Annotated in this window: 20 protein-coding genes and 2 pseudogenes; 12 read left to right on the top strand and 10 right to left on the bottom strand. The window is 70.3% G+C overall.

Annotation, left to right across the window (positions count from 1 at the left end; translation table 11 throughout):
- Positions 1–177 precede the first annotated feature (177 nt).
- The 4 genes and pseudogenes from A4R44_RS40520 to A4R44_RS40535 form a co-directional block, all read right to left on the bottom strand.
- The gene (locus A4R44_RS40520; protein WP_067593484.1) at positions 178–1062 is read right to left on the bottom strand and encodes an amino acid ABC transporter permease; all 885 of its coding nucleotides are present in this window, start codon (positions 1060–1062) and stop codon (positions 178–180) included.
- On the bottom strand, positions 1059–1706 hold the full coding sequence (locus A4R44_RS40525; RefSeq protein WP_037809751.1) for an amino acid ABC transporter permease: 648 nt from the start codon (positions 1704–1706) through the stop codon (positions 1059–1061). The genes A4R44_RS40520 and A4R44_RS40525 overlap by 4 nt, the downstream gene beginning before the upstream one ends.
- An 84-nt stretch (positions 1707–1790) precedes the next feature.
- Positions 1791–2703, bottom strand: a pseudogene (locus tag A4R44_RS40530) (glutamate ABC transporter substrate-binding protein).
- 130 nt (positions 2704–2833) lie between these two features.
- On the bottom strand, positions 2834–3520 hold the full coding sequence (locus tag A4R44_RS40535) for an amino acid ABC transporter ATP-binding protein (RefSeq protein WP_198545644.1): 687 nt from the start codon (positions 3518–3520) through the stop codon (positions 2834–2836).
- A gap of 280 nt (positions 3521–3800) precedes the next feature.
- On the opposite strand from A4R44_RS40535, the gene A4R44_RS40540 reads away from it, so the two are divergent.
- The gene (locus tag A4R44_RS40540) at positions 3801–4469 is read left to right on the top strand and encodes a response regulator transcription factor (RefSeq protein WP_067593489.1); all 669 of its coding nucleotides are present in this window, start codon (positions 3801–3803) and stop codon (positions 4467–4469) included.
- A gap of 3 nt (positions 4470–4472) precedes the next feature.
- Entirely contained in the window at positions 4473–5861 is a 1389-nt protein-coding gene (locus tag A4R44_RS40545) for a HAMP domain-containing sensor histidine kinase (protein ID WP_067593492.1), read from the top strand.
- Positions 5862–6125: 264 nt separating this feature from the next.
- On the opposite strand, the gene A4R44_RS40550 is transcribed toward A4R44_RS40545, so the two are convergent.
- Both A4R44_RS40550 and A4R44_RS40555 read right to left on the bottom strand, forming a co-directional pair.
- Positions 6126–7043, bottom strand: coding sequence for a TAXI family TRAP transporter solute-binding subunit (locus tag A4R44_RS40550; protein ID WP_067593495.1), 918 nt, complete (start codon positions 7041–7043; stop codon positions 6126–6128).
- Positions 7044–7062: 19 nt separating this feature from the next.
- A complete protein-coding gene (locus A4R44_RS40555; protein ID WP_067593499.1) occupies positions 7063–7776 on the bottom strand; it encodes a heparin lyase I family protein in 714 nt (237 codons plus the stop codon).
- A 233-nt stretch (positions 7777–8009) separates the two neighbouring features.
- Here A4R44_RS40555 and miaB point away from each other — a divergent pair.
- Positions 8010–9501 (top strand): annotated as a pseudogene (miaB, locus tag A4R44_RS40560) (tRNA (N6-isopentenyl adenosine(37)-C2)-methylthiotransferase MiaB).
- Positions 9498–9974, top strand: coding sequence for a membrane protein (locus A4R44_RS40565; RefSeq protein WP_037809765.1), 477 nt, complete (start codon positions 9498–9500; stop codon positions 9972–9974). The pseudogene miaB and the gene A4R44_RS40565 overlap by 4 nt, the downstream one beginning before the upstream one ends.
- 91 nt (positions 9975–10065) lie before the next feature.
- Here A4R44_RS40565 and A4R44_RS40570 read toward each other — a convergent pair whose 3' ends face one another.
- Entirely contained in the window at positions 10066–11379 is a 1314-nt protein-coding gene (locus A4R44_RS40570) for a DUF349 domain-containing protein (protein WP_067593502.1), read from the bottom strand.
- A 225-nt stretch (positions 11380–11604) separates the two neighbouring features.
- Between A4R44_RS40570 and miaA the strand changes: the two genes are divergently transcribed.
- Together miaA and dapF are read left to right on the top strand one after the other, a co-directional pair.
- The gene (miaA, locus tag A4R44_RS40575) at positions 11605–12525 is read left to right on the top strand and encodes a tRNA (adenosine(37)-N6)-dimethylallyltransferase MiaA (RefSeq protein WP_067593505.1); all 921 of its coding nucleotides are present in this window, start codon (positions 11605–11607) and stop codon (positions 12523–12525) included.
- A gap of 9 nt (positions 12526–12534) precedes the next feature.
- Positions 12535–13362 carry a diaminopimelate epimerase gene (gene dapF, locus A4R44_RS40580; RefSeq protein ID WP_093575981.1) on the top strand — a complete coding sequence of 276 codons (828 nt, stop codon included), beginning with the start codon at positions 12535–12537 and terminating at the stop codon, positions 13360–13362.
- On the opposite strand, the gene valS is transcribed toward dapF, so the two are convergent.
- Positions 13363–15864: a valine--tRNA ligase gene (gene valS / locus A4R44_RS40585; protein WP_067593508.1), complete on the bottom strand. Its 2502-nt coding sequence runs from the start codon at positions 15862–15864 to the stop codon at positions 13363–13365.
- 9 nt (positions 15865–15873) lie between these two features.
- Positions 15874–17127: an MFS transporter gene (locus tag A4R44_RS40590; RefSeq protein WP_067593511.1), complete on the bottom strand. Its 1254-nt coding sequence runs from the start codon at positions 17125–17127 to the stop codon at positions 15874–15876.
- A 58-nt stretch (positions 17128–17185) separates the two neighbouring features.
- Between A4R44_RS40590 and A4R44_RS40595 the strand changes: the two genes are divergently transcribed.
- Genes A4R44_RS40595 through A4R44_RS40605 form a run of 3 tightly spaced genes read left to right on the top strand, consistent with a single transcriptional unit; the run spans position 17186 to position 20236 of the window.
- Entirely contained in the window at positions 17186–17692 is a 507-nt protein-coding gene (locus tag A4R44_RS40595) for a transcriptional regulator (RefSeq protein ID WP_067593514.1), read from the top strand.
- A gap of 43 nt (positions 17693–17735) precedes the next feature.
- Entirely contained in the window at positions 17736–19181 is a 1446-nt protein-coding gene (gene hflX, locus A4R44_RS40600; protein WP_067593516.1) for a GTPase HflX, read from the top strand.
- A 53-nt stretch (positions 19182–19234) separates the two neighbouring features.
- Complete coding sequence (locus tag A4R44_RS40605) at positions 19235–20236, top strand: hypothetical protein (RefSeq protein WP_067593636.1); 1002 nt, start codon at positions 19235–19237, stop codon at positions 20234–20236.
- Positions 20237–20464: 228 nt separating this feature from the next.
- On the opposite strand, the gene lexA is transcribed toward A4R44_RS40605, so the two are convergent.
- On the bottom strand, positions 20465–21124 hold the full coding sequence (gene lexA, locus A4R44_RS40610) for a transcriptional repressor LexA (protein WP_067593639.1): 660 nt from the start codon (positions 21122–21124) through the stop codon (positions 20465–20467).
- 1220 nt (positions 21125–22344) lie between these two features.
- Between lexA and A4R44_RS46975 the strand changes: the two genes are divergently transcribed.
- The 3 genes from A4R44_RS46975 to A4R44_RS40625 all read left to right on the top strand — a co-directional run bounded on the left by A4R44_RS46975 (position 22345) and on the right by A4R44_RS40625 (position 26553).
- The gene (locus tag A4R44_RS46975) at positions 22345–22899 is read left to right on the top strand and encodes a LysM peptidoglycan-binding domain-containing protein (RefSeq protein WP_232791999.1); all 555 of its coding nucleotides are present in this window, start codon (positions 22345–22347) and stop codon (positions 22897–22899) included.
- A gap of 307 nt (positions 22900–23206) precedes the next feature.
- On the top strand, positions 23207–23698 hold the full coding sequence (gene nrdR, locus A4R44_RS40620; protein WP_037809784.1) for a transcriptional regulator NrdR: 492 nt from the start codon (positions 23207–23209) through the stop codon (positions 23696–23698).
- Positions 23699–23736: 38 nt separating this feature from the next.
- A complete protein-coding gene (locus A4R44_RS40625) occupies positions 23737–26553 on the top strand; it encodes a vitamin B12-dependent ribonucleotide reductase (RefSeq protein WP_067593519.1) in 2817 nt (938 codons plus the stop codon).
- Positions 26554–26611 lie beyond the last annotated feature (58 nt).

Consider the following 26611-nt stretch of genomic DNA (forward strand, 5'->3'; position numbering starts at 1 on the left):
GGACGGTGCGGCGACGACAGCGTCGTGGGGCAAGCGAGTGTCGCTCCGGCTGCCCAGCGGGGCAGTCCCGCCGCTGGACCACCGCGACACCCGACAGCGCAAGGCCGAAAAACAAGAAACCCCCAGCGCCGCAAGGAAAGCAGCACCGGGGGCTTCGAGTGAAAGACGAACGAACCGTCAGAGAGGGCCGCCGTGCAGGCCGCCGGTCGCGGCGGTGGTGACTTCCGCGGCTTGCTTGGCATCCGTGTCGATGTGCTTCTTGCTGCGGCGGTTGCGACGCTCCAGGTACGTCGCGAGCGCGGTCAGCAGCAGGCACATCGCGATGTAGATCGCGGCGGCCACAAGGGTCGACGGGACGATCGGGCGGCCGAAGTCGCCCTGGCTGCCGATGTAGCGGGCGTAGTACAGCAGCTCCGGGTACGTCACGAGGAAGCCGAGCGCGGTGTCCTTGAGCAGCACCACCAGCTGGCTGATGATCGTCGGCAGCATCGCGCGCAGCGCCTGCGGCAGCAGGACCGTGAACATCACCTGGGTCTTGCGCATGCCGAGCGCGTACGCGGCTTCGCTCTGGCCCTTCGGCAGGGACTGGATGCCCGCTCGGAAGACCTCCGCCAGCACCGAGCCGTTGTACAGCGTCAGGCCGAGCACCACCGCGAACAGCGGCGACGTGTCCACGCCGAGGGTCGGGAGGCCGTAGTAGAACAGGAACATCAGGATCAGCAGCGGGATCGCGCGGAAGAACTCCACGACGAATGTGCAGATCCCGCGTACCCACGCGTGGTCGGACAGCCGTCCGGCGGCGAACACCGCGCCGAACACGATGGCCAGCACCGCGCCAAGCGCGAAGGCCTTCACGGTCGCCAGCACGGCGTTCGCGAGGTCGCTCTGGACCTGGGAGTACTGCAGCCATTCCCACTTGCGGGCGGAGAACTGGCCGCTGTCGATGAAGCGGTAGACCACGAACGCGACCAGCGCCGCCACGACGACGATGCCGAGCACCGCGTAAAGCCGGTGCCGCACCCGTGCTTTCGGGCCCGGGGTGTCGAAAAGAACCGTGCTCATCGGGCCACGCTCCAGCGCTTCTCCAGGCTGCGCTGCACCAGCGACAGCACCGACACGAGGATGATGAAGCCGAGTGCCACCCACAGCAGCGCGATCATCTGGTTGTCGCCGCGCTCGGACACGTACTGCCGGATCGCGCCCGCCTCGGCGACCGAGAACCCGCTGGCGATCGTCGTGTTCTTCAGCAGCGCGATGAGCATGCTGACGAGCGGCGGAACGACCGACCGCAGCGCCTGCGGGAGGACGATGCCGCCGAGGATCTGCCCGGACGACAGGCCCAGCGCGCGGCCCGCCTCGGCCTGGCCGATCGGCACCGTGTTGATGCCCGAGCGCACGACCTCGCAGATGAACGCCGACGTGTAGATCGTCAGCGCCACCGCGGCGGTCGGGAAGTAGTCGATCTTGACGATGTCGAGCAGCGGGTAGGCGAACACGAGGAACGCGAACACCAGCGTCAGCGGCGTGTTGCGCAGGACGGTGACGTACGTCGTGCCGATCGCGCGCAGCACCGGGACCGGGCTCACCCGCAGCATCGCGAGGATCGTGCCCAGCACCAGGCTGCACGCTCCCGCGATCAGGAACAGTTCGATCGTGGTGAGAAAGAACGGACCGAAGAGGTCCAGATTGTCGAGCAGGACGTCCATGGAGCCTTCCCCGCGTCCGTGTGCCGATAGTGGGTGTACGGCGGCCGGTGGGCGAAAGCTTCGCCCACCGGCCGCCGGATCAGGTCAGTACCGCTCGATGGCCGGCGGCGTCGCGGGCGCGCCGGACTTGCCGAGGGTCGCGTCGTAGATCTTCTTCCAGGTGCCGTTGTCGATCGAGGCCTGCAGCAGGTCGTCGATCTTGTCGCGCAGCACCTTGTCGTCCTTGTTCAGGCCGATGCCGTAGGGCTCCTTCGAGAACGGCTTGCCGACGACCTTGAAGCTGTCCTTGTCCTGGGCGGCGTAGCCCTTCAGGATCGCGTCGTCGGTGGTGAGCGCGTCGACGTCCTTCGTCTGCAGCTTCTCCACGCACTGCGAGTACTTCTGGAACTCGACGATCTGGTCGGTCAGCTTCTGCTCGCGCACGCGCTGGATCGGGGTCGACCCGGTGACCGAGCAGACCTTCTTGCCCTTCAGCGTCTCCGGCCCGGTGATCGAGTTGTCGTCGGCGCGCACCAGCAGGTCCTGTCCGGCCTGGAAGTACGGGCCGGCGAACGACACGAGCTTCTTGCGCTTGTCGCTGATGGTGTAGGTGCCGACGTAGAGGTCGACCTGGCCGTTGGAGATGGCCTGTTCGCGGGCGGCCGAGTCGACCGTCGTGTACTTGATCTTGTCCTCGCCGAAGCCGAGGCCGGCCGCGACCATCCGGGCGATCTCGATNCTCGATGTCGAAGCCCTGGAACTTGCCGGTCTTCGGGTCCTTCTGGCCCAGTTCGGGCTGGTCGTCCTTGACGCCGATGGTGATCGTGCCCGCGGACTTGATCTTCGTGAACACCGGCGAGCCGTCGAGCTTGACGTCCTTGGCCACCTCGTAGGTGGGCAGCGGCGCGGCGCTGGCGTTGGCGTCCCCGCCGGAGCCGGCCGGGGTGCCTTCCTTGCCGCAGGCCGTGAGCAGCAGCCCGCCGGCGAGCAGAGCGGCCGCGAGGGTGCGGATCCTCATGTCAGTCTCTCCCATGTCTGTCCGGGAAACAGGTGCCCGGGAACTGTCGGTACCGATTCGGCGGGGCCGAGGGACACGGCCGAGTACAGCCACCTCGGACCCGGGGCGCCGGGGGATTCCCCCGAACGGGTCAGTGGGTCAGGATCTTGCCGAGGAAGTCCTTGGCGCGGTCGGATTTCGGCTTGGTGAAGAACTCCTCCGGCGTCGTGTCCTCGACGATCTCGCCGTCGGCCATGAAGAGGACGCGGTCGGCGGCGCGCCGGGCGAAGCCCATCTCGTGCGTGACCACGAGCATGGTCATGCCGTCCTTNGGGTCCAGCGCCGAGGTCGGCTCGTCGAACAGCATCACCTTGGGCTTCATCGCGAGCGCGCGGGCGATCGCGACGCGCTGCTGCTGGCCGCCCGACAGCTGGGCCGGGTACTTGTCGGCCTGGTTCGCGATGCCGACGCGTTCGAGCAGTTCCATCGCGGTCTTGCGAGCCTGCGCCTGGGCGGTCTTGCGCACCTTCACCGGCGCGAGCATGACGTTCTCGACGATCGTCTTGTGCGCGAACAGGTTGAACTGCTGGAAGACCATCCCGACGTCGGCGCGCAGCGCGGCGAGCGCCTTGCCCTCGGCGGGCAGCGGAACGCCGTCCACGGCGATCTCGCCGGAGTTGATCGGCTCGAGCCGGTTGATCGCGCGGCACAGCGTCGACTTGCCCGACCCGGACGGCCCGAGCACGACGACGACCTGGCCGCGCGGCACCTCGAGCGTGATCTCGCGCAGCACGTGCAGCTCGCCGAAGTACTTGTTCACGGCGGCCGCCTTGATCATCGGCGTCGCCACCTCGGTGGTCATCGTGGCCTCCAGAGCTCCGTTGGTCAGCGGCGTCCGCGGAACCGGGGTTCCGCAACGCTTGCGGAAACCTACTACCGGGACATCTCTTGTAAAGACGGCTTGAGCAATACTTAGGGTTTCAACTACGTATCGGATGCGGCCGTCGTGGCGGCGTTCAGCCTAGTCGGGACTGTGGCGGCCGCCACGCACCGTGTCCGCGGGGCGTGGCTCCCTAGAGTCCGGCTACCGTGGTCTGGATCACCGGGGAGGAGCAAGCGTGCGCGTGCTGCTGGTGGAAGACGACGACCGGGTCGCCGGGGCGCTCGTGCCCGCGCTGGTCCGCCGCGGCCTCACCATGCAGCGGCTGCCGTCCGGGGCCGGGGTGCTCGACCGGGTCCACGACGTCGACGTGATCCTCCTCGACCTGGGGCTTCCCGACGTCGACGGCGTGGTGCTGTGCCGGCAGATCCGCGCGGTCAGCGACGTCGCGGTGATCGTCGTGTCCGCGCGCGGCGAGGTGAACGACCGGGTGCACGGCCTGCGCGCAGGCGCTGACGACTACCTGGTCAAGCCGTACGACGTGGAGGAACTGCTCGCGCGTGTCGAGGCCGTGCGGCGGCGGCGCGTGGAGCGGCCCGCGCCGTCCGTGCCGGTGGTGGAGGTCGGCGACGTCCGGATCGACCTCGCCCGGTACGAGGTGCTGGTGGCGGGTGAGCCGATCTCGTTGTCCCGCAAGGAGTTCCAGGTGCTCGCGCTGGTCGCGGCGGCGGGCGGCGCGGTGTGCTCGCGCGAACAGGTGCTCAACGAGGTGTGGGGGCACCGCGGCGCGGCGGAGAGCCGTTCGCTGGACGTGCACGTCGCCACCTTGCGCACCAAGCTCGGCCGCCCGGCGCTGATCGAGACGGTGCGCGGCGTCGGCTACCGGCTGGGCATCCGGCGGGACTGAACTGTGCGCGTCCGGCTGCAGGGCATCGTCGTCACGCTCGTCGCGCTGCTCGTGTTCGGGCTCGGCATCCCGCTCGCCCTCAGCATCGCGAGCAGCCTTCAGCAGAAGCTTTTCCTCGACCGGCTCACCGACACCTCGCGGTTCGCTTCGCTCGCCCAGCGGCCGCTGCTCGACAACCAGCTCGGCCTGCTGGAACCCGAACTGCGCCGGTACACCGAGGTGTACGGCGTGAAAGTGGTCGTGGTGAACCAGGACGGCGAGCCGGTGCTGAGCTCGGTGGGCGGCGCCGTCGACCGGACCGCGATCCGGGTGCCGGTGAACGAGGCGCTCGCCGCCCGTCCGCCCGAAGCCGGGCCGTTGCTGATGCCGTGGGCGAGCAAGCCGCTGGTGCTGGCCGAGCCGATCCTCATCGACGGCGAGGTGCGCGGCGCGGTGGTGACGGAGTCCGCGACCGATCACGTCCGCACCCAGCTGCTGTGGCAATGGTTGCTGCTGGCCGCGTGCGCGCTGGTCGCGTTCGGGCTCGCGCTGCTCGTCGCGCTGCCGGTGGTGCGCTGGACGCTGCGCCCGGTGCGGAGGCTGGACGAGGCGACCGACGCGCTGGTCGCGTCTGTGGTCAGCGGCCGCGAGGCGGAGCCGGTGGGGGAGAGCGGCGGTCCGCCGGAGCTGCGGAAGCTGGGCCGGTCGTTCGACCGGATGGCGGCGAGTGTGTCGGAAGCGCTCGCCGCGCAGCGGGCGTTCGTCGCCGACGCCTCGCATCAGCTGCGCAATCCGTTGACCGCGTTGAAGATCCGGCTGGGCAATCTCGACGGCCAGGTCACCGACGAAGCCGCGGCGGCCGATCTCGAAGCGGCGCAGGTGGACGCCAAGCGGCTGAACCAGATCCTCGACGAACTGCTGTCCATGGCCCGCGCGGAGTCCGCTGGCGGCGAGCTGGTTTCCGAAGGCCTCGCCGAAGTGATCGCCGATCGCGTCGCCGACTGGTCCGTGGTCGGGGCGGCACGGGAGGTCTCGCTGGAGAGCGCGGTGGACGTCAACGGCGCGCGTGTGCTCGTGCCGCCGCGGGGGCTGGAGGTCGTGCTCGACGCGTTGCTGGACAACGCGCTCAAGTTCAGCCCTTCCGGTGCTTCCGTCGAGGTGGCCGCGAACGTCGTCGAAGACCGCGTGACGGTGTCGGTTCGCGACCACGGTCCCGGACTGCGAGAGGACGAGCTGGAGCGGGCCGTCGACCGGTTCTGGCGGAGCACAGCGCATCAGAACGTGCCCGGATCGGGGCTGGGGCTGGCGATCGTGACCGAGATCGTCCGGCATTCCGGCGGCGAGATTCAGCTGTCCCTGCCCGACGGCGGCGGGTTGCGGATCGCGATGGACTTCCCGGTCGCGGAGCGCTGATGGGCTCCGGCGGTCGCCGCGTGTCGCGAAGCGGCGGACGCGGTGTTCGGACAAGTCCTGCCGTGCGGCATCGGCCGCGACTGGACCGCCGACCGGACGACCTGGCCGCCGGTGCCGGTCTCGAAGGCGGCGGCGAGGTCATCTGCGCGGAGACCGCCGCGGCCGTTGGCTCGCCCCGCCCGGCACGCGCGCGGGCAGGTGGCGGGTCGTCGACGCGGACGGCCGCCGTCCAAACCGGCCGGGCCTCGTCACCGTGGTCTCGATCTAGACCTTCTCCGCGCGGTAATACGCCAGCGCGCCGGGATGCAACGGCAGCGGACCGGTCTCGATCCCCGGATGCACGTCGATCGACAGCGCCGCCCGGTTGACCGCCGCGAGCTGCGGGCGGGCGTCGTACAGGCCCTTCGTGAGCGCTTCGGCGACGTCGGCGGACATCGAGGTGGGCACGACCAGGAAGTTCGGCACCACCAGCGTCGTGACCGGTCCGGGCTGGTCGTAGGTGCTGCCGGGGATGGTCGCGGTGCCGTACACCGGGCTGAACCGCTGCATGCCCGGCATCAGATCGGACATGTCGAGCAGCCGCAGCCCGACCTTGCGGTTGTACTCGGTGATGAGCGGCGTCGGCAGCCCGCCGGACCAGAACATCGCGTCGATCTTGCGGTTCTCGAGCGCGGAGAGCGAATCCTCCAGGCTCAGCTGGTTGACCGTGACCGCGCCTTTCAGCCCGGCTACCTGCAGCACCCGGTCGGCGATGTACTCGACGCCCGACTCCGGAGAGCCGACCGCGATGTGGCGGCCGCGCAGCATGGACACCGCGTTGTAGGGCGAGTCCTCGCGGACGACGATGTGCAGGTAGTCGTCGTGGATGCGGGCCAGCGCGGCGAGCTTGCCGGGGTGCGCGGCCGCCGCGTCCGCGGCCAGGTCCGCGGCGACGAACGCGACGTCCGCGCTCCCGGAAAGCACTCGGTTGAGGTTGTCGCGCGACCCCTGGGTGGCGAGCACCCGGGGCGTCTCGATGCCGAGTTCGCCCGCCCACGCCGACGCCAGCGGCCCGGCCAGATCGTGGTAGACGCCGCCCACCGACCCGGCCGCGACGCGCAGGTGCAGGTTCGCGAAGCTCGGCCCGCACCCGCTCAGCAGCACCAAGAGCACTGCCAGCGCCGCGGTCGGCCTCCATCGCATGCAGCGATGGTGCCAGAGGTCAGCCGGTGACGTCGGCCAGGCTGCCGCCCATCCGGATCTCGCCGAGCCACTGCGTCGCCGTCTCGTCGGCCTGGTGGTAGACGCCCCACTTCAGGTAGTTCCGGTCCCCGTCGATCGTGGTGCCGGTGTAGGTGGCGGACCCGTCGGAGAACGTCTGCCGTTCGCCGTCGAACCAGAACTGGATGGTGCCCTTGGTGCGGTCGGTGGAGATCCGGAACGCGATGTCGTGCCACTGGTCGTTGGAGACCGGCGCGTTCCAGAGTTTGACGCTCGTGTGATCGGTGGTCCATTCCTCCAGCTGGAGCTTGCCGCCGGAGATCTTGAGGACGATCGGATGGTTCGCGGTGCCGCTGCTCGGGCTGCATTTCAGCTGGAACACGTAGCGGCTGGTGGAGTCGGTGACGCGGTACTTCGACGACCAGCCGAGGTAGAAGGTCTTGCCCGCGGCGAGGTCGGGGCCGACCGCTTCGCAGCGCTCCTCCTTGGCGAGCTGCTCGGCGACCCACACCTTGCCCTTGGCGGCGTCGGTCGCGGTCTTGAAGTGGCCGTCGGCGCACTGGACCGAGTTGAACGCTCCCACGCCGTCGGCGGGGTCGGCCGACCAGGTGACCGACTGCGGAACCGGTTCCGCGGCGACCGGGGCGGCCGCCAGCGCGGCGACGACGAACGTGCTCGCGACCGCGGCCGCGGAGCGAGCGAAAACCTTGCGCACTTTTCCTCCAGAGCGGCGGCGGTCCGATTCGGAACAATGGCGATGATCTTATCTTCGGGAGTGTGCGGAAAACAATGGCGGAAATTGTTCCGCGGAGACCGTTCCGGTGCATTTCCGTTCCCGGTCAACGGCACATTTCCCGATTAGCGGAATGCTCGGCGAGGCGCGTCGCATAACGTCCGCCGGGCGGGTGCCGGGTCCGGCGCGGGCCCCGGGGTTTAGGCTGGAGCACGATGAACGCGAAAACGTACCAGATCCGCACGTTCGGCTGCCAGATGAACGTGCACGACTCCGAACGGCTCGCCGGGCAGCTCGAGGAAGCGGGCTACGTCCCCGCTCCCGGGCAGGCGAAGCCGGATCTGGTCGTGTTCAACACCTGCGCCGTGCGGGAGAACGCGGACAACAAGCTCTACGGCACCCTCGGGCACCTCCGCCCGGACAAGGTCGCCAATCCGGACATGCAGATCGCCGTCGGCGGCTGTCTCGCGCAGAAGGACCGCGGCGACATCGTCAAGCGCGCGCCGTGGGTCGACGTCGTCTTCGGGACGCACAACATCGGCTCGCTGCCGACGCTGCTGGAGCGCGCGCGGCACAACGCCGAGGCCGAGGTCGAAATCCTCGAATCGCTCGAAACGTTCCCGTCCACGCTGCCCGCGCGCCGCGAATCGTCCTACGCGAGCTGGGTGTCGGTTTCGGTCGGCTGCAACAACACCTGCACGTTCTGCATCGTGCCGTCGCTGCGCGGCAAGGAGCGCGACCGCCGTCCCGGCGAGATCCTCGCCGAGGTCGAGGCGCTGGTCGCCGAGGGCGTGCTCGAGGTGACCCTGCTGGGCCAGAACGTGAACTCCTACGGCGTCGAGTTCGGCGACCGGCTCGCGTTCGGCAAGCTGCTGCGCGCGACCGGCGGGATCGACGGGCTGGAGCGCGTGCGGTTCACCTCGCCGCATCCGGCCGCGTTCACCTCGGACGTGATCGACGCGATGGCCGAGACCCCGAACGTCTGCCACCAGCTGCACATGCCGCTGCAGTCCGGTTCGGACCGGGTGCTGCGCGAGATGCGCCGGTCCTACCGGTCGGCGCGGTTCCTGAACATCCTCGACGAGGTGCGCGCCAAGATGCCGGACGCCGCCATCACCACCGACATCATCGTCGGTTTCCCCGGCGAGACCGAGGAAGACTTCCAGGCGACGCTCGAGGTCGTCCGCGCCGCGCGGTTCTCCAGCGCGTTCACCTTCCAGTACTCGAAGCGCCCCGGCACGCCCGCCGCGGACATGGCCGAGCAGCTGCCCAAGGAGGTCGTGCAGGAGCGCTACGACCGGCTGGTCGAGCTGCAGAACGAGATTTCCTGGGAAGAGAACCGCACGCTGGTCGGCCGCCGGGTCGAGCTGCTGGTCGCCGCGGGCGAGGGACGCAAGGACGCGGAGACGCACCGGNACGCACCGGATGAGCGGGCGCGCCCGCGACGGACGGCTGGTGCACTTCACGCCGGCCGGTCCGGCCGTCGACCGCTCGGTCCGGCCGGGCGACGTCGTGGAGACGGTGATCAGCTACGGCGCGCCGCACCACCTCGTCGCCGACGGCGACCTCCTGACGCATCGCCGCACGCGAGCGGGCGACAACGCCGAAGCCGGTCTTCGGCCCAAGACGAGCGGGGTCACCCTGGGACTGCCGGGCTTCGGAGCCCCGGCGGCGCAGCCGGCCCCGGTGAGTGGGTGTGCAGGATGAGCGAACCGGGAACGCCGGCCGAGGTCGACCGCAGGCTGAGCGACGAGATCGACGACGCGGGCCGCCGCGCCGCGCGCACGGTGGAGCTGGGCAGGCGTGGGTTCACCATCTCGGTGCTGATGTTCGTGCTGCTCGTGGCGCAGATCCTGCCGTGGGCCCAGGGCCGCGCGGGCTGGGAGACGCTGGCCGGCGAGGCGGGCGGGGTCCCGCAGCTGTTCGCCGTGACGTCCACCGGCGTCGGCGTGTTCATCGGCGCGGTCGCGCTCGTGTCGCGCCGCTGGTGGGTCGCGTGGTGCTGCGCCGCGGGCGGCTGGTTCGCCTCGGTCGACGGCCTGCTGGCGATCTGGTCGCAGCAGTCCGCGCACGCCAGCGGAGCGGCCGGAGACGGTCCGGGAATCGGCATGATCGTGGCGTGGATCGCGACGATCGTCCTGGCGACGCTCTGGATGCGGACGGCGTTCTCGCGCACCTGACCGCCTCCGGCAACCGTCCTTCACGGACCGTCGGGAACCGGGCAGCGAAAACGGCCGGCACCGAGCGGTACCGGCCGTTCCGGGAATCAGCTCAGCGATCGGCGACCGCGGCTTCCGCGGCTTCCATCCATTCCCGCCACTGGGCGGCCTGCTCCTCGGCCTTCTTCGCCCGCCGCTCGTCCCCGGCGGCACGGGCCTTGGCGGCCTGCGATTCGAACTGCTCGACGCGCTCCCGGAACTGCGCGGCACGCGCCTGCGCCTCCGGGTCGGTGCGGCGCCAGCGGCTGTCCTCGGCCGACTTCACCGCGTCCTGCACCGCCTTGAGCCGTCCGTCCAGTTCGCGGATGCGTTCGCGCGGGACCTTGCCGATCTCGTCCCACTGCTCCTGGATCCGGCGCAGCGCCGACTTGGCTGCCTCGAGGTTGGCCGCCACGTCGATCTTCTCGGCCTCGACCAGCAGTTCTTCCTTGCGCTGGGCGTTGCCGGCGAACTCCGCGTCGCGTTCGGAGAACACCGCCGAGCGGCGGGCGAAGAACGCGTCCTGCGCGGCGCGGAACCGCTGCCACAGCGCCTCGTCGCTGTCCTTCGGCGCGCGCCCGGCAGCCTTCCACTCGGCCATCAAGTCCTTGTACCGGCCCGCGGTGGCGCCCCAGTCGTCCGAGTCGGACAGCGCCTCGGCCTCGGCGATCAGCTCTTCCTTGCGCTGCTTCGCGCTCGCCCGCTGCTTGTCCAGTTCGGCGAAGTGCGAGCCGCGGCGGCGGTTGAACGCCTCGCGTGCCTTCGAGAAGCGCTTCCACAGCTCGTCGTCGGTCTTGCGGTCGACGCCCTTGACCGTCTTCCACTCGTCGAGGATCGCGCGCAGCCGGTCGCCCGCGGCCTTCCACTGGGTGGATTCGGCGGCGATCTTCTCCGCCTCGTCGGCCAGCGCCTGCTTGCGCGCGACGGCAGCGGCCCGGGCTTCCTCGCGCTCGTGCTTGACGTTGACCAGGGCCTTCTCCGCCAGCCCGATCACGAACTCCAGCCGCGCGGCGAGCGCCTTCAGATCGCCGACCACGGCCGCCTCGCCGAGCCCGTCGCGGATCTGGGCGGCGCTGGAGAGCGCGTGCTTCGGGTCGCCCGCTCCGGAGTTCAGCCGCGTTTCGAGCAGTTCGACCTCGGTGCGCACGTCGTCGAAGCGGCGTGCGTAGTGCAGCAGGCCTTCCTCGGGCGTACCGGCCTGCCAGACCCCGACCTCGCGTTCGCCGTCGGCGGTGAAGACGTAAACGGTGCCTTCGGCGTCGACCCGGCCCCAGGTGGCGGGGGCGGGCTCGGCGGGCGGCACCGGCGGCGCGGCATGGCCGGCGCCCTGCGCGTGCGGCACCGGGTGCGGTGCCGGGGTGCCGGGGGACGTGTTCTCCTGGGCCATCGCAGGCTCCTTATCGCCTGTACGCCCGCGGCTGCGGGCGCCCCGCCGCGTGAGCGGGGCCGGGTTACGCTGTTGTCGTGCTCTGCCGGGGGCATGGGGCCCCAGCGGCATTCAAGCAGCTCAGCGCGCGCCGTGGTACTGGATGAGCCGCCTGAAAGCGTTGATCCTACTTCTCCTTGACGCTCCGTGCCCGCGTCCCGACCCGGCCGGGTAGCGTTTCTCCGCGTGATCAGCCCAGCTCAACGGCCCCGTCCGGTGGCCGTCGTCGGCCCCACCGCCACCGGGAAGACGGCACTGGCCGTCGAGCTCGCGCTCGCGCTGGACGGCGAGGTGGTGAACGCCGACGCGCTCCAGCTCTACCGGGGCATGGACATCGGCACCGCCAAGGCGACCGCGGAGGAACGGCGAGGGGTCCCGCACCACCTGCTGGACGTACTCGACGTGACCGAGACCGCCTCGGTCGCCGCCTATCAGCGGGACGCCCGCAGCACGATCGAGCGGATTCTCGCCGCAGGCCGGGTTCCGGTGCTGACCGGCGGCTCCGGGCTGTACGTACAGGCGGTGCTGGACGATCTCCGCTTCCCCGGCACCGACCCCGCAGTGCGCGCGCGGCTCGGCGAAGAGGCCGCCGAACTCGGCACCGCCGCGCTCTACACCCGGCTGGGGGAGCGCGACCCGGTCGCGGCGGCGGCGATCCTGCCCACGAACACCCGCCGCATCGTGCGTGCGCTGGAGGTCATCGAGATCACCGGCGAACCGTTCTCCGCGAACCTGCCGAAGCCGGGTCCGGCGCGCTGGGACGCCGTGCTGATCGGGGTCGACCGCGAGAGCGCCGAGCTGGACGAGCGCGTCGGCCTGCGGGTGGAGCGGATGTTCGAAGCCGGTCTCGTGGACGAGGTGCGCGAGTTGCTCGGCCGCGGTTTGCGGGACGGGAAAACCGCTTCGCGCGCGCTCGGTTACCAGCAGGTGCTGGCCGAACTGGACGGTGAAGGGGACTTCGCGGCCGCCGCCGCGGCGACCGCGCGGGCCACCCGGCGGTTCGTGCGGCGGCAGCGTTCGTGGTTCCGCCGGGACAAGCGGATCCAGTGGTTCGACGGCGGATCCGCGGACCTGGCCGCGCGGGTCCGCGCCGTGCTCGACCAGTAGCCTGGACGCATGGGCGGCATCGCATTCCTCAAGGGCCACGGCACGCAGAACGACTTTGTGCTGCTGCCTGACGAGGCTGGCCGCCTCGACCTCACGGCAGAGCGCGTCGCGGCGTTGTGCGACCGGCAGCGGGGCCTCGGCGCGGACGGCGTGCTGCGCGTCGTCCGGGCGAAGGCGATCGGCGAGGAGTCGGCAGGCGAGTGGTTCATGGACTACCGCAATGCCGACGGTTCGATCGCCGAGATGTGCGGCAACGGTACCCGGGTTTTCGCGCGCTACCTGGTCGACGCCGGTCTGGCCGAGGACGGCGAGTTCGTCATCGGCACCCGCGCGGGCGACCGGCCGGTCGTCGTGCACCCGGACCGTTCGGTCACTGTGCAGATGGGCCCGGCGGCGATCACCGGCACGTCGGTCACCGTGGTGGCCGGGCAGCCGTTCTCCGGGGTCGCGGTGAACGTCGGCAACCCGCACCTGGTGTCGGTCACCGACACCGACCTCGCCGGCCTCGACCTGCGCGACCAGCCCGATTTCGACCACGACGTGTTCCCGTCCGGCGTCAACCTGGAGTTCGTCAACGTGCTCGGCGAGGGCGCGCTGCGGATGCGCGTCCACGAACGCGGCGTGGGGGAGACCCGGGCGTGCGGCACCGGCACCGTCGCCGCGGTGGCCGCCTCGCTGCATCTCGCGGGCAAGGACACCGGCGAGTCCACAGTGGACATCCCAGGCGGACGGGTGTCGGTCACGGTCGGGCACGGCGAATCCACGCTGACCGGACCGGCCGAGATCGTGGCCCGCGGCGAGCTGGACGAAGCCTGGTGGCTCGCCGCGGGCGCGTGATCAGCTGATCGTCACCGCCACCGAGAGTTCGCCCTCCTGGGTGGTCACGGTGTTGACCACCCCGGCGATGCGCACGTCCTCGGCGATTTCGGCGAAGCTTTCGAGCACGTCCGCCGGAGCGGTGACCGACAGCGTCTCGACGGCGGTCCGCATCGACACCTTCGCGTCGGTCTTGGCCCGGCGCACCGCGGCGATCACGGAACCGGCCAGCGGCAGCAAGGCGACGTCGCCGTCGACCTCAGGCGCGGTCGGCCAGGACGCCTGGTGCACGGAACCTTCCTGCCACCACGACCAGATCTCCTCGGTCGCGAACGGCAGCACCGGCGCGAACATCCGCACCAACGCCGACAGCACCGTTCGCAGTGCGACTTGCGCCGATTCGGCTGCCTCCGCGCCGAGATCGCCGTACGCGCGGCCCTTCACCAGCTCCACGTAGTCGTCGCAGAACGTCCAGAAGAACGTCTCGGTCACTTGCAACGCGCGCGCCTGGTCGAGCGCCTCGAACGCGGCCGTCGCTTCCTCGATCACCTTCGCCAGCGCGGCGAGCACGGACCGGTCCAGCGGCTCCGTGGCGACTGATTCCGGCTCGGGGATCCCGAGACCGAGCACGAACCGGCTCACGTTCAACAGCTTCGTCGCCAGCCGTCGCCCGACCTTCATCTGGCCTTCGTCGACCGCCGTGTCGACGCCCGGCCGCGCGCTCGCCGCCCAGTACCGCACCGCGTCGGAACCGTGCCGCTCCAGCAGATCCGCCGGCGTGACGACGTTGCCGACCGACTTCGACATCTTCTTGCGGTCCGGGTCGAGCACCCAGCCGGAGATCACCGCGTCCCGCCACGGCAGCACGCCTTCCTCCAGTTCGGCGCGGACGGCGGTGGAGAACAGCCAGGTGCGGATGATCTCGTGCGCCTGCGGCCGCAGGGAGAACGGGAACACGCGGCGGAACAGGTCGTCGTCGAGACTCCAGCGCCCGGCGATCTGCGGCGTCAGCGACGACGTCGCCCAGGTGTCCATCACGTCCGCCTCGGCGGCGAAGCCGCCCGGCACGCCGCGCTGGTCCTCGGTGCGGCCCGGCGGGACGTCGGTGCTCGGGTCCACCGGCAGGCTGGCGTCCTCGGGCGTCAGCACCGCGTCGTGGTCCGGCTCGCCGTCGGCGTCCAGCGGGTACCAGACCGGGATCGGCACGCCGAAGAACCGCTGGCGGCTGACCAGCCAGTCGCTGGTCAGGCCCTCGACCCAGCCGCGGTAGCGGACCTGCATGTGCGGCGGGACCCAGTTCAGCTCCTCGCCGCGCTCCAGCAGCTTCGCGCGCAGGGGGTCGTCGCGGCCGCCGTTGCGCAGGTACCACTGGCGGCTGGTGACGATTTCCAGTGGTTTGTCGCCCTTTTCGTAGAACTTCACCGGATGAGTGATCGGCCTCGGCTCGCCGCGCAGCGCGCCCGCCTCCCGCAGGAGGTCCACCAGGATCTGGCGTCCAGTGTGGACAGTCTTGCCCGCGAGGGGCGCGTACTTGTCCGCCGGGACGCCCTGCGGCGGTTCGGCGCGGAACCGGCCGTCGCGGCCCAGCACCGGACGCGTTTCCAGCTGTAGCGCGCGCCACCAGGTGACGTCAGTCGTGTCGCCGAAGGTGCACACCATCGCGATGCCGGTGCCCTTTTCCGGATCCGCGAGGTGGTGCGCGTGCACCGGCACCTGGACGCCGAACACCGGCGTGCGCACGGTTTTCCCGAAAAGGCCTTGGTAGCGCTCGTCATCCGGATGTGCGACGAGCGCGACACACGCGGGCAGCAACTCGGGACGCGTGGTGGAGATCAGCACTTCCGCGTCGTCGCCGGCGGTGAACACGAGGTCGTGATACGCGCCTGGCCGTTCGCGGTCCTCCAGTTCCGCCTGAGCGACGGCGGTGCGGAAAGTGACGTCCCACAGCGTCGGAGCTTCGGATTGGTAGGCCTCGCCGCGCGCGAGGTTGCGCAGGAACGCGCGCTGCGAGATCTCCGTGGTCGCCGGGTCGATCGTCTGGTACGCCAGCGTCCAGTCGACCGAAAGCCCGATGCTCCGCCAGACCTCCTCGAACACCTTCTCGTCGGTTTCGGTCAGCTGACGGCACAGCTCCACGAAATTGCGCCGGGACACCGGAATCGCGTTCTTGCCGGGCTTTTCCGGCGGGGCGAAGGACGGGTCGTAGGGCAGCGACGGCTCGCAGCGCACGCCGAAATGGTTCTGCACGCGGCGTTCGGTGGGCAGGCCGTTGTCGTCCCAGCCGACCGGGTAGAAGACCGAACGTCCGCGCATCCGCTGGTAGCGCGCGAGAACGTCGGTGTGCGTATAGGAGAAGACGTGCCCGATGTGCAGCGAACCGCTCGCGGTCAGCGGCGGCGTGTCGATCGAGTAGACGTCCGGGCGCGCGCGGTCGAACCGGTATACGCCTTCGCGTTCCCACACCGGTACCCATTTGGCGGCAAGGCCGTCGACGTCGGCTTTGTGCGGGATCTTCTCGTTCATGCCCGCACTTTACGGGGCGGGTACAGCGATTTCCCCGCCTGTGGGCAGGTCCCGCATGCGCCGCAGCGGCGAGCAGATCACCCAGAGCGCGCCCGCGACGCCCCCGGCGGCTCCGATTCCCAGGGCGCCGGCGAGCCCGAGCCATTCGCCGAGCCCGCCGCCCAGCAGCCCGCCGAGCGGCAGCGCTCCCCAGACGACGAACCGGACGCTCGCGTTCATCCGGCCCAGCAGCCGGTCCGGCGTGATCGCCTGGCGGTAGGAGACCTGCGCGATGTTGTAGAGGATCACGCCGAACCCGAACGCGGCCATCCCGAGACCGGCGAGCACGATCCGCCAGCCCGGCGCGGTGAACAGGACCAGCACCTCACCCGGCCAGAACAGCACCGGGACCAGCCAGATCGACCGGGCCTGCCCGATCTTCCGGACGATCGGCCCGGCGCAGAGCGCGGCCGCGATGCCGCCGACGCCGCTCACCGCGAGCAGGCCGCCGACCTCGGCCGGTTTCAGCCCGGCCGTGCGGGTCAGGAACAGCACTTGGACGGCCTGGACCACTCCTCCGAAGAAGTTCGACGTGGCTGTGCAGGCGACGATCGCGCGCAGCGGCCGGTCGGCGGCGACGAACCGCAGGCCTTCGAGCATTTGCGGCACCAGGCGGTCGTGCTCGGCGCGTTCGGGGAGGATTTCGACGGTGCGGATGCGCCACAGGCACAGCGCGGACGTGAGGTAGCCGAGCCCGGTGACCAGTACGGTGCTGGCCGCCCCGATGAATTGCACGAGCACGCCGGCGAGGCTCGGTCCGGCGATCTGCGCCGAGGACTGCACGCCCTGCAGCTTCGCGTTGCCTTCCAGCAGCTTTTCGCGGCCGACCAGGGCGGGCAGATACGCCTGGTAGGAGACGTCGAAGAAGACCGTCGCGAAACCGGCGAACAGCACGACCGCGAGGACCTGCGCCATGGTGAGCACGCCGGCCCACCAGGCGAACGGGACGCTGAGCAGCAGCACCCCGCGGACCAGGTCGGCGGCGAGCATGAGCGGCCGTTTGCGCATCCGGTCCACCCACACGCCCGCGGGCAGGCCGAGCACCAGGAAGCCGAGCGTCTCGGCCATGGTCAGCAGGCCCATTTCGAACGGGGTGGCGGCCAGCGTGACCGCGGCGAGCAGCGGAATGGCCGTGACCCCGACGAACATCCCCAGCTGGCTCGCCGTGTCCCCGGCCCACAGCCTGCGGAAATCGGCGTGGAAGAAGAGCGAGTCGCGACGCACCCGATCGAGTGTTGTCGAGTGATTGGAAAGTGTCAATCGCTTTGGTTAGGCTGCGTGGATGCCGTTGCACCGACGTCCCTCCACCGAAGCCGAGGCGGCCGCGCTCGCATCCGGAATACGGCTGCGCATCATCCGGTTGACCTCCTTTGAAGCGATGACGAACAAGGAGCTGGCAGCCCGGCTCGGGCGTGACCCGGCGACCACGCTGCACCACGTGCGGCGGCTGGTCGACACCGGTTTTCTCGTGGCACAGGAACCGCGGCGCGGCGCGCGCGGGGCGAAGGAGATCCCGTACCTGTCCACCGGGCTTTCGTGGCAGCTGGACAACGCTGAGGCCGACGCGGTCGCGGTCAACGAGGCCATGCTCGAGGCCTATCTGGCCGAAATGGCCGAGGCCGATCTGACCGAGACGGAGACGACCCGGCTCGTGGTCCAGGTGGGCGCCGGGGACGTCGCGGAGTTCAGGCGGCGGCTCGACGGGCTGCTCGAAGAATTCAAGGCCAGGCCCCGGGATCCGGCCTCGGAACGCACGGCCGTGTACGTCTCGGTTTATCCCAGCAGGTAATCCGTTCGGTTCCCGCGCCGAAACGTGGGACCATGGAGGCACGATGACAGAACAGACACACGAAGACTTTTACGACGACAACGACCCCTACGACCCCTCGGTCGGGGAGATGGAGCTTGAGGACCGCGCGTCATTGCGCCGGGTCGCGGGCCTGTCCACCGAGCTTGAGGACATCACCGAGGTCGAGTACCGGCAGCTTCGGCTGGAGCGCGTTGTGCTGGTCGGCGTGTGGACTGAAGGCACCGCCCAGCAGTCCGAGGCGTCGCTGGCCGAACTGGCGCGACTGGCCGAGACGGCGGGCTCGGAGGTGCTCGAAGGCCTCGTCCAGCGGCGGCAGAAGCCCGATCCGGCGACGTACGTCGGGTCCGGCAAGGTCCGCGAGCTGCGCGACGTGGTCGTGGCGACCGGCGCCGACACGGTGATCTGCGACGGCGAGCTTTCGCCCGGCCAGCTGCGCCAGCTGGAGGAGAAGGTCAAGGTCAAGGTGATCGACCGGACCGCCCTGATCCTCGACATCTTCGCCCAGCACGCCCGTTCCAGGGAGGGCAAGGCGCAGGTCGAGCTGGCCCAGCTGCAGTACCTCGTCCCGCGGCTGCGCGGGTGGGGTTCGGCGCTGTCCCGGCAGGCAGGCGGCCGCGCGGGCGGCGCGAACGGCGGCGTGGGCCTGCGCGGACCTGGTGAAACGAAGCTGGAGACGGACCGGCGGCGGATCAGCAAGCGCGTGGCGAAGCTGCGCCGGGAGATCGCCGCGATGGACACCATCCGCGAGACCAAACGCGGCAGGCGCGTGGCCAACGAGGTGCCGAGCGTGGCGATCGTCGGCTACACCAACGCCGGCAAATCGAGCCTGCTCAACGCCCTGACCGGGGCCGGGGTGCTGGTGGAGGACGCGCTGTTCGCCACCCTCGACCCGACCACGCGCCGGGCGCAGACGGCCGACGGGCGCACGTTCACGCTGACCGACACGGTCGGGTTCGTGCGGCACCTGCCGCACCAGCTGGTGGACGCGTTCCGCTCGACGCTGGAGGAGGCGGCCGACGCCGACCTGCTCGTGCACGTCGTCGACGGTTCCGACGCGGCCCCGGAGGACCAGGTCAACGCGGTGCGCGAGGTGCTCGCCGAGATCACCCGCAGCCGCAAGGAGCCGCTCCCGCCGGAGCTGCTGGTGATCAACAAGGCCGACGCGGCCGACGACGTCACCCTGGCCCGGCTGCGGCACGCGCTGCCCGGTTCGGTGCAGATCTCCGCGCGCACCGGTTCCGGCGTGGCGGAGCTGGCCGAGGTGCTGGCCGAACGGCTGCCGCGGGCGGAAACGGTGATCGACGTGCTGGTCCCGTACTCGCGGGGCGAGCTCGTGTCCCGGGCGCACGCGGAGGGCGAGGTGCTGGAAGAGGAGCACGTCGCCGAGGGCACGCGCTTGCAGGTGCGAGTCCGGCCGGACCTCGCCGCGGCTCTGCGGGCGTTCGAGACCAACGCCTCGGCGCTCTGAACGTCTTCCGTAGTGCACGGCCCGAGCGGGCCGTGCACTACGGAGGTGAACTGGTGCGGGTCGTCCTGGCACTGACGGCTGTCCTGATCCTCGCGGGAGCTGTCCCGGCCGCGGCGGCTCCTGCCCCGGAAACGGTGTGCCAGGTCAAGGACAAACGCCTCAACGAGCTGTCCGGCCTGGTCTCCGACGGCGAGCATTGGTACGCGATCAACGACGGCGGCACCCAGGTGCAGGTCTTCGTCCTGGACCGGAAATGCCAGGTCAACGATGTTTTGACGGACCCGACGGATCCGTACGACGTCGAGGACCTTGCCCGCGGCGAAGACGGCACGCTGTGGCTTTCCGACACCGGCGACAACCGCGCTAAACGCGAAACGGTCGCCCTGCTGGAACTGAAACCGGCCGGTGGCGCGGCCGTCGTGCATCGCCTGACTTATCCGGACGGTCCGCACGACACCGAAGCCCTGGTGCTGGACCAGTCCGGCACGCCGTTCCTGGTGACCAAAGATCTGCTGGGCACTTCGAGGGTCTACCGGCCTTCGGGTCCCTTGGCAGCTCCCGGCCCGACGAAGGTGGAGCAGGTCGGCACCCTGCGCGTCCACAGCACCGACACCCCGGGCGGCCCGGTGGGCTCGTTCGGTTCAGCGCTGATCACCGGAGGCGCGACCAGCGCGGACGGGAAAGTCATCGCGCTGCGGACTTACACGGACGCGTATTTGTATGCGGCTCCGGACGGAAATGTGGCCACGGCGCTGCAACGAGAGCCTGTCCGGATTCCGCTGCCGAATGAAAAGCAGGGCGAAGCGATTGCTTTCGAGCCGGACGGCACGTTGTTGTCCGCGAGCGAAGGCGTCGGCGAACCGGTGCGGGCGATCAAGAACGCGACGGCTTGGGTCACGGCGCGAGCGCCAGCGCCGAAGCCGGGCGGTGCCGCCGCTCCTCAGCCAGCCGAGCAAAACTCCGGCGGCTTTCCGCTCGTTCCCGCTGCTGCTGTCGTCGCGGTGGTTGTTCTCGGCGTGTGGTTCTTGCTGGCCAGGAAACGCCGCCGTACCTGACGCGGTTCGCACCGGCGACAAGCACCGGCGCCCGCACGCCCGGCACCCGCGCTGCCGCACGCCCGGCGAGTGCGCTGCCGCACGCCCGGCACCCGCGCTGCCGCACGCCCGGCGAGTGCGCTGCCGCACGCCCGGCGAGTGCGTCAGGGTGCGCAGCCCAGTGCTCGTGGGCGGCAATCCCGGGGAGAACCGGCATTGCCGCCCACGAGACGCGGGAGAGCCAGCCGGTCAGAGCCGGCGCAGTACCGCCACGACCTTGCCCAGAATCGACGCGTCGTCGCCCGGAATGGGCTCGTACGCGTCGTTGTGCGGCATCAGCCACACGTGCCCGTCCTTGCGTTTGAACGTCTTCACCGTGGCTTCGCCGTCGATCATCGCGGCGACGATGTCCCCGTTCTCCGCGGCGGGCTGCTGCCGGACGACGACCCAGTCGCCGTCGGTGATGGCGGCGTCGACCATCGAATCGCCGGTGACGCTCAGCAGGAACAGCTCGCCCTCGCCGACGATCTCGCGCGGCAGCGGGAAAACGTCCTCGACGGCCTGTTCCGCGAGCACCGGACCGCCCGCCGCGATCCGGCCGACCAGCGGCACGTACGCCGCCTTCGGCACGGACGGCTGCTGGTCCATCTCGATGCCCATCGGATTGTCGTCGGTGGACGCGAGCACGCCCACCGCGCGCGGCCGGTTGGCGTCGCGGCGCAGGTAGCCCTTGCGCTGCAGCGCGCGCAGCTGGTGCGACACCGACGACGTGGACGTGAGCCCCACCGCCTCGCCGATCTCGCGCACGCTCGGCGGGTAGCCGAAGCGGCTCACCCACGTGCGGATGACGTCGAGCACCTGCTGCTGGCGGACGGTCAGCGTCTCGTCCACGTCGTACACCTCCGGCATGGCGCTCACCTTCCCCGTGCTCTTGTGGCCGGATTCGCGCGCGGATTGTGCGGACGCCCTGCCCCGCGAGGCCGTCTTGGCCCCTTTCGCCGCGGTGCCCTTCACCGTGTCCTTCTCCAACGCTGCGTCGCCTCCAGCCGTCCCGCGGTCGCCGTGTCGGCGTCCCGCGCGTGTCCGCGTGCGCCGGGCCGGGATCCGCGTTTTCCGCGAACGCCCGTCCGGCGGCACCCGCCGGAGCCGGTCCGGCAGATGTCCTGGTCACCGACGTTAGCCACCGCGCGCGACGATTTCAAACATCTGTTCGATCGACACGCCGTGTCCTCTCGATTTTGTCGGTGGGGGGTGGTAGACCTTCGCACGGACGTTCGATAGAACGCCTGTTCGATCTGGACCGCTGCGGCGCAGGTGTACGGCCCGGACCGGACGGATCCGCAGGTCACGAGGAGGTTCCGAAATGTCGATCCTGGCAGATCGCGGGCTCGTCCGCCCGCTTCGGCCCGTCCCCGCCGTTCGCCCCGCCGAGGGCGGCGCCGCGTCGGACGGGACGGCCCCCGCCCGGAGGGAACCCGGGCCCGGCGGTCCGGCGCGCCGGTCGCGGCGGCGCGCAGACGCCACCCGAAAGGATGGTGTTCCGGAGGGCTTCGAACCCGGCTCCGGTGCCGATCCGGGTTCGGCGGCCGGTTCCGCCGAGGTGGTGGAGCTTCGCGGCCGGACTGGCGCCCGGCGCGATTCTGGTGCGGATCGGTCCGGCAAGGGCGGGCGCGGCGAGTCCCGCCGGGGCGACGCGCGGCGGGGGCGCGGTGCGGGCGAGCCCCGGGAAGGCGCACGCGGTGCGGCCGGGCGGCGGCGAGCCTGGCTGGCGGCGGAGGAAGCCGGGCTCGGAGGCGGCGAGCGACCTGATTTCCAGCGGTCGGCGCCGGGCGATGTCGCCGCCGTTCGGTCGNCGGTCGGTCGAGCGGGCTGGATTCCGGGCGTCCGCTGGTGTCGGAGCGGGGGAGTGCCCGGCTGATGGGATGCGTGGCCGTGCTGCGGTGCGGCCTGCCGGGCGGGCCGGGTTCCAGGCGTCCGCTGGTGTCGAAATGGGGGAGTGCTCGGCTGGTGAGATGCGTGGCCGTGCTGCGGTGCGGCCTGCCGGGCGAGCCGGGTTCCAGGCGTCCGCTGGTGTCGAAACTGAAGAGCGCCCGGCCCGTGCAATAGGCGGCCGCGCTGCGGTGCGGTCTGTGGAGCGAGCCGGGTTCCAGACCTCCGCTCCCTCGGCCGTCGAGACCGAAGAGGCCCCTCTTCGCGAGGCCCGCCGGGCGGTCCGGCACATCCCCGCCGCCGTCCCGGGCAACCCCGGGCGTACCGCGCGCGAGCGGCGCGGCGAACCGTTGCGGCCGCCGTCCCGGGAGCGGGTCGTCGCCGGACGGCGCGGCGGCCTGGCCTGCAAGACCGCGGCCCGGCCGTCGGTGCGGTGGCCGTGGCTGTTCGCGATCGCCTTCGCGGCCTGCCTCATCGTCACCGGGCTCGGCGTGTTCGGCGCCGGTGTGTCCAGCGGCCCGGTGCCGTCGCGGACCGCGTCCGTTTCCGTGCAGCCCGGCGATTCGCTCGGGGCGCTCGCCGCCCGGTTCGCGCCGAATGCCGACCAGGGCGCGGTCGTCGAACGGATCAAGGAGCTCAACAACCTCGACGACACCGCGCTGCTGCCGGGCATGCCGCTCACCGTGCCGGTCGCCTGGTCCGGCGGCGGTTCGGGCGGAGAAGCAGGCGGCCGAACGGACACCGCCGGGTCATGACTCTCGGAAACCACCCGGTCGCATCTTGCGCAACCGCTCTTTCACCCTCTCGGGTTTCTTGCGCCCGCCCCGGAGGCGATCTAAGGTCTACCCCTATATCTAGTAGTTACACCGCTGTAGTTGGTCCACAGGTAGGGGTAGACTGGCGGCAGTTGTCCACAGCCGGCCAGCAGTTGCCCACCGGATGTCCACAAGTCGATCACCAGGCGCGGGGTCGCGCGCGGTGACCGCGGTCCAGGCCGTAGCGTGGCGGCAGGGGCCGGTCGGGACAGGAATCGACCGGCGCGGAGGGGAAGGTGATCGGCGGATGAGGTGCCCGTTCTGCCGGCATGCGGACTCTCGGGTCGTCGACTCCCGAGAGGTGGACGAGGGACAGGCGATCCGGCGGCGGCGTTCGTGCGCCGAGTGCGGACGGCGTTTCACCACGTCGGAGACGATGGTGCTGGCCGTGGTCAAACGGTCCGGAGCCACCGAGCAGTTCAGCCGGGACAAGGTGGTCAACGGAGTGCGGCGGGCCTGCCAGGGCCGTCCGGTCGACGACGACGCGCTGCAGAAGCTCGCGCAGCGCGTGGAGGAGTCGATCCGGTCCGCCGGGCTCGCCGAGATCCCCAGCCACGAGGTCGGCCTCGCCATCCTCGGCCCGCTGCGGGAACTGGACGGCGTCGCGTATCTCCGGTTCGCCAGCGTCTACCGCTCCTTCTCCTCGGTCGAGGACTTCGAGAAGGAGATCTCCGACCTGCGGAAAGCGATGGCGGGAACTGCGGAGGACCAGGAAGGCGAGCGCGCCGGCGACGACTGAGCCGTCACCGGGTCGCGGGGAGCGAGGGACAGGACCGCATGACCGAAACCGTGGGAACCGGCGCCGCGGCCGGACAGAACAAGAAGCCGAACAAGGGCCTCACCGTCCAGCGGGTCTTCACCACCGAGGGGACCCACCCCTACGACGAGGTCGCGTGGGAGACCCGCGACGTCGTCATGACGAACTGGCGCGACGGCAGCGTCAACTTCGAACAGCGCGGGGTCGAATTCCCCGAGTTCTGGTCGGTCAACGCGACCAACATCGTCACCAGCAAGTACTTCCGCGGCGCGGTCGGCAGCCCGCAGCGCGAGAGCAGCCTCAAGCAGCTCATCGACCGCGTGGTGCGCACCTACGTGAAGGCCGCCGCCGAGCACGACTACTTCGCCGGTCCCGCCGACCTCGAGATCTTCGAGCACGAGCTCACCTGGATGCTGCTGCACCAGGTCTTCAGCTTCAACTCCCCGGTGTGGTTCAACGTCGGCACGTCCTCGAAGCAGCAGGTGTCCGCCTGCTTCATCCTCGCCGTCGACGACACGATGGAGTCGATCCTCAACTGGTACCGCGAGGAAGGCCTGATCTTCAAGGGCGGTTCCGGCGCGGGCCTCAACCTCTCGCGCATCCGGTCCTCGAAGGAACTGCTCACCTCCGGCGGCACCGCGTCCGGCCCGGTCTCGTTCATGCGCGGAGCCGACGCGTCCGCGGGCACCATCAAGTCCGGCGGGGCCACCCGGCGCGCGGCGAAGATGGTCGTGCTCGACGTCGACCACCCGGACATCGAGGAGTTCATCCAGACCAAGGCGCGCGAAGAGGAAAAGATCAAGGTCCTCCGCGACGCCGGGTTCGACATGGACCTCTCCGGCTCCGACATCTCCTCGGTGCAGTACCAGAACGCGAACAACTCGGTCCGCGTGTCCGACGAGTTCATGCACGCCGTCGAGAACGGCACGGACTTCGGCCTGCGGGCCCGGCTCACCGGCGAGGTCATCGACCGCACCGACGGGAAGAAGCTGTTCCGCAGCATGGCGCAGGCGGCGTGGGAATGCGCCGACCCGGGCGTCCAGTACGACAGCACGATCAACGACTGGCACACCTGCCCCGAATCGGGCCGGATCACCGCGTCGAACCCGTGCAGCGAGTACATGCACCTCGACAACTCGAGCTGTAACCTCGCGTCGCTCAACCTGCTGAAGTTCGTGTCCGAGGAGGGCACGTTCGACGCTCCGCTGTTCGCGAAGGCCGTCGAGTTCGTCATCACCGCGATGGACGTCTCGATCTGCTTCGCCGACTTCCCGACCGAGCCGATCGCCGACACCACGCGCAAGTTCCGTCAGCTCGGCATCGGCTACGCCAACCTCGGCGCGCTGCTGATGGCGCTCGGCCACGCGTACGACTCCGAGGGCGGCCGCGCGCTCGCCGCCGCGATCACGTCCCTGATGACCGGCGTGTCCTACCGTCGTTCGGCCGAGCTGGCCGGCGTCGTCGGGCCGTACGAGGGCTACGCGCGCAACGCCGAGGCGCACCAGCGCGTCATGCGCAAGCACGCCGCGGCCAACGAGCTCGTCCGCACCTACCACAGCAACGACGCCGCAGTCCGCTCGCTCGCGTCGGAGGAGTGGCAGAAGGGCATCGAGCTGGGCACCCGCAACGGCTGGCGCAACGCGCAGGCCTCGGTGCTCGCGCCCACCGGCACCATCGGCTTCATGATGGACTGCGACACCACGGGCATCGAGCCGGACTTCTCGCTGGTGAAGTTCAAGAAGCTCGTCGGCGGCGGGTCGATGCAGATCGTGAACCAGACCGTGCCGCGCGCGCTGCGGGTGCTGGGCTACCAGGCCGAGCAGGTCGAAGCGATCGTCGAGTACGTCGCGCAGCACGGCCACGTGGTCGACGCGCCGGGCCTGCGTCCGGAGCACTACGAGGTGTTCGACTGCGCGGTCGGCGACCGGTCGATCGCGCCGATGGGCCACGTGCGGATGATGGCCGCGGTCCAGCCGTTCATCTCGGGCGCGATCTCGAAGACGGTCAACATGCCGGAGTCGGCGACCGTCGAGGACGTCGAGGAGATTTACTTCCAGGGCTGGAAACTCGGCCTCAAGGCGCTCGCGATCTACCGCGACAACTGCAAGGTCGGCCAGCCGCTGTCCACGGGGAAGAAGAAGGAAGCCGCGGCGGAGACCGAGCCGGAGAAGGTCGTCGAATACCGTCCGGTGCGCCGCCGCCTGCCGAAGAAGCGCCCGAGCCAGACGGTGTCGTTCACCGTCGGCGGCGCCGAGGGCTACCTGCACGCGGGCTCGTACCCGGACGACGGTCTCGGCGAGATCTTCGTGAAGCTCGGCAAGCAGGGCTCCACGCTGTCCGGCGTGATGGACGCCTTCTCGATGTCCATTTCCGTCGGCCTGCAGCACGGCATCCCGCTGGAGTTCTATGTTTCGAAGTTCTCCAACCTGCGCTTCGAACCGGCAGGGATGACCGACGACCCGGACATCCGGATCGCCACGAGCGTCATGGACTACCTGTTCCGCCGCTTGGCGCTTGACTACCTGCCGTACGAAAAGCGCGCGCAGCTGGGCATTTTCACCGCGGACGAACGCTCGGCCGAGGTCGAGGCGAACTACGGCGGCCAGAGCCTCGACATCGACGCGCTGCGCAGCAGCGTGGATTCGTCGCCCGCCCGCGCGGAAGAGTCCGCAACGGACACTTCGGGGCGCGACGCGCACAGCACGGCCGAGCTGATGGAACTGCACCTCGGCAAGGCCGCGGACGCACCGCTCTGCATGACCTGCGGCACGAAGATGCGGCCCGCGGGTTCGTGCTACGCCTGCGAGGGCTGCGGGGCGACGTCCGGCTGCAGCTAGGGAGCGCTTTTCGACAGCTGAACGACGGGTCGGGGCTGAGGCGGCAGTGCTGCCTCAG

This window comes from Amycolatopsis sp. M39, from assembly GCF_001651785.1.
Lineage (GTDB): Bacteria > Actinomycetota > Actinomycetes > Mycobacteriales > Pseudonocardiaceae > Amycolatopsis > Amycolatopsis rubida.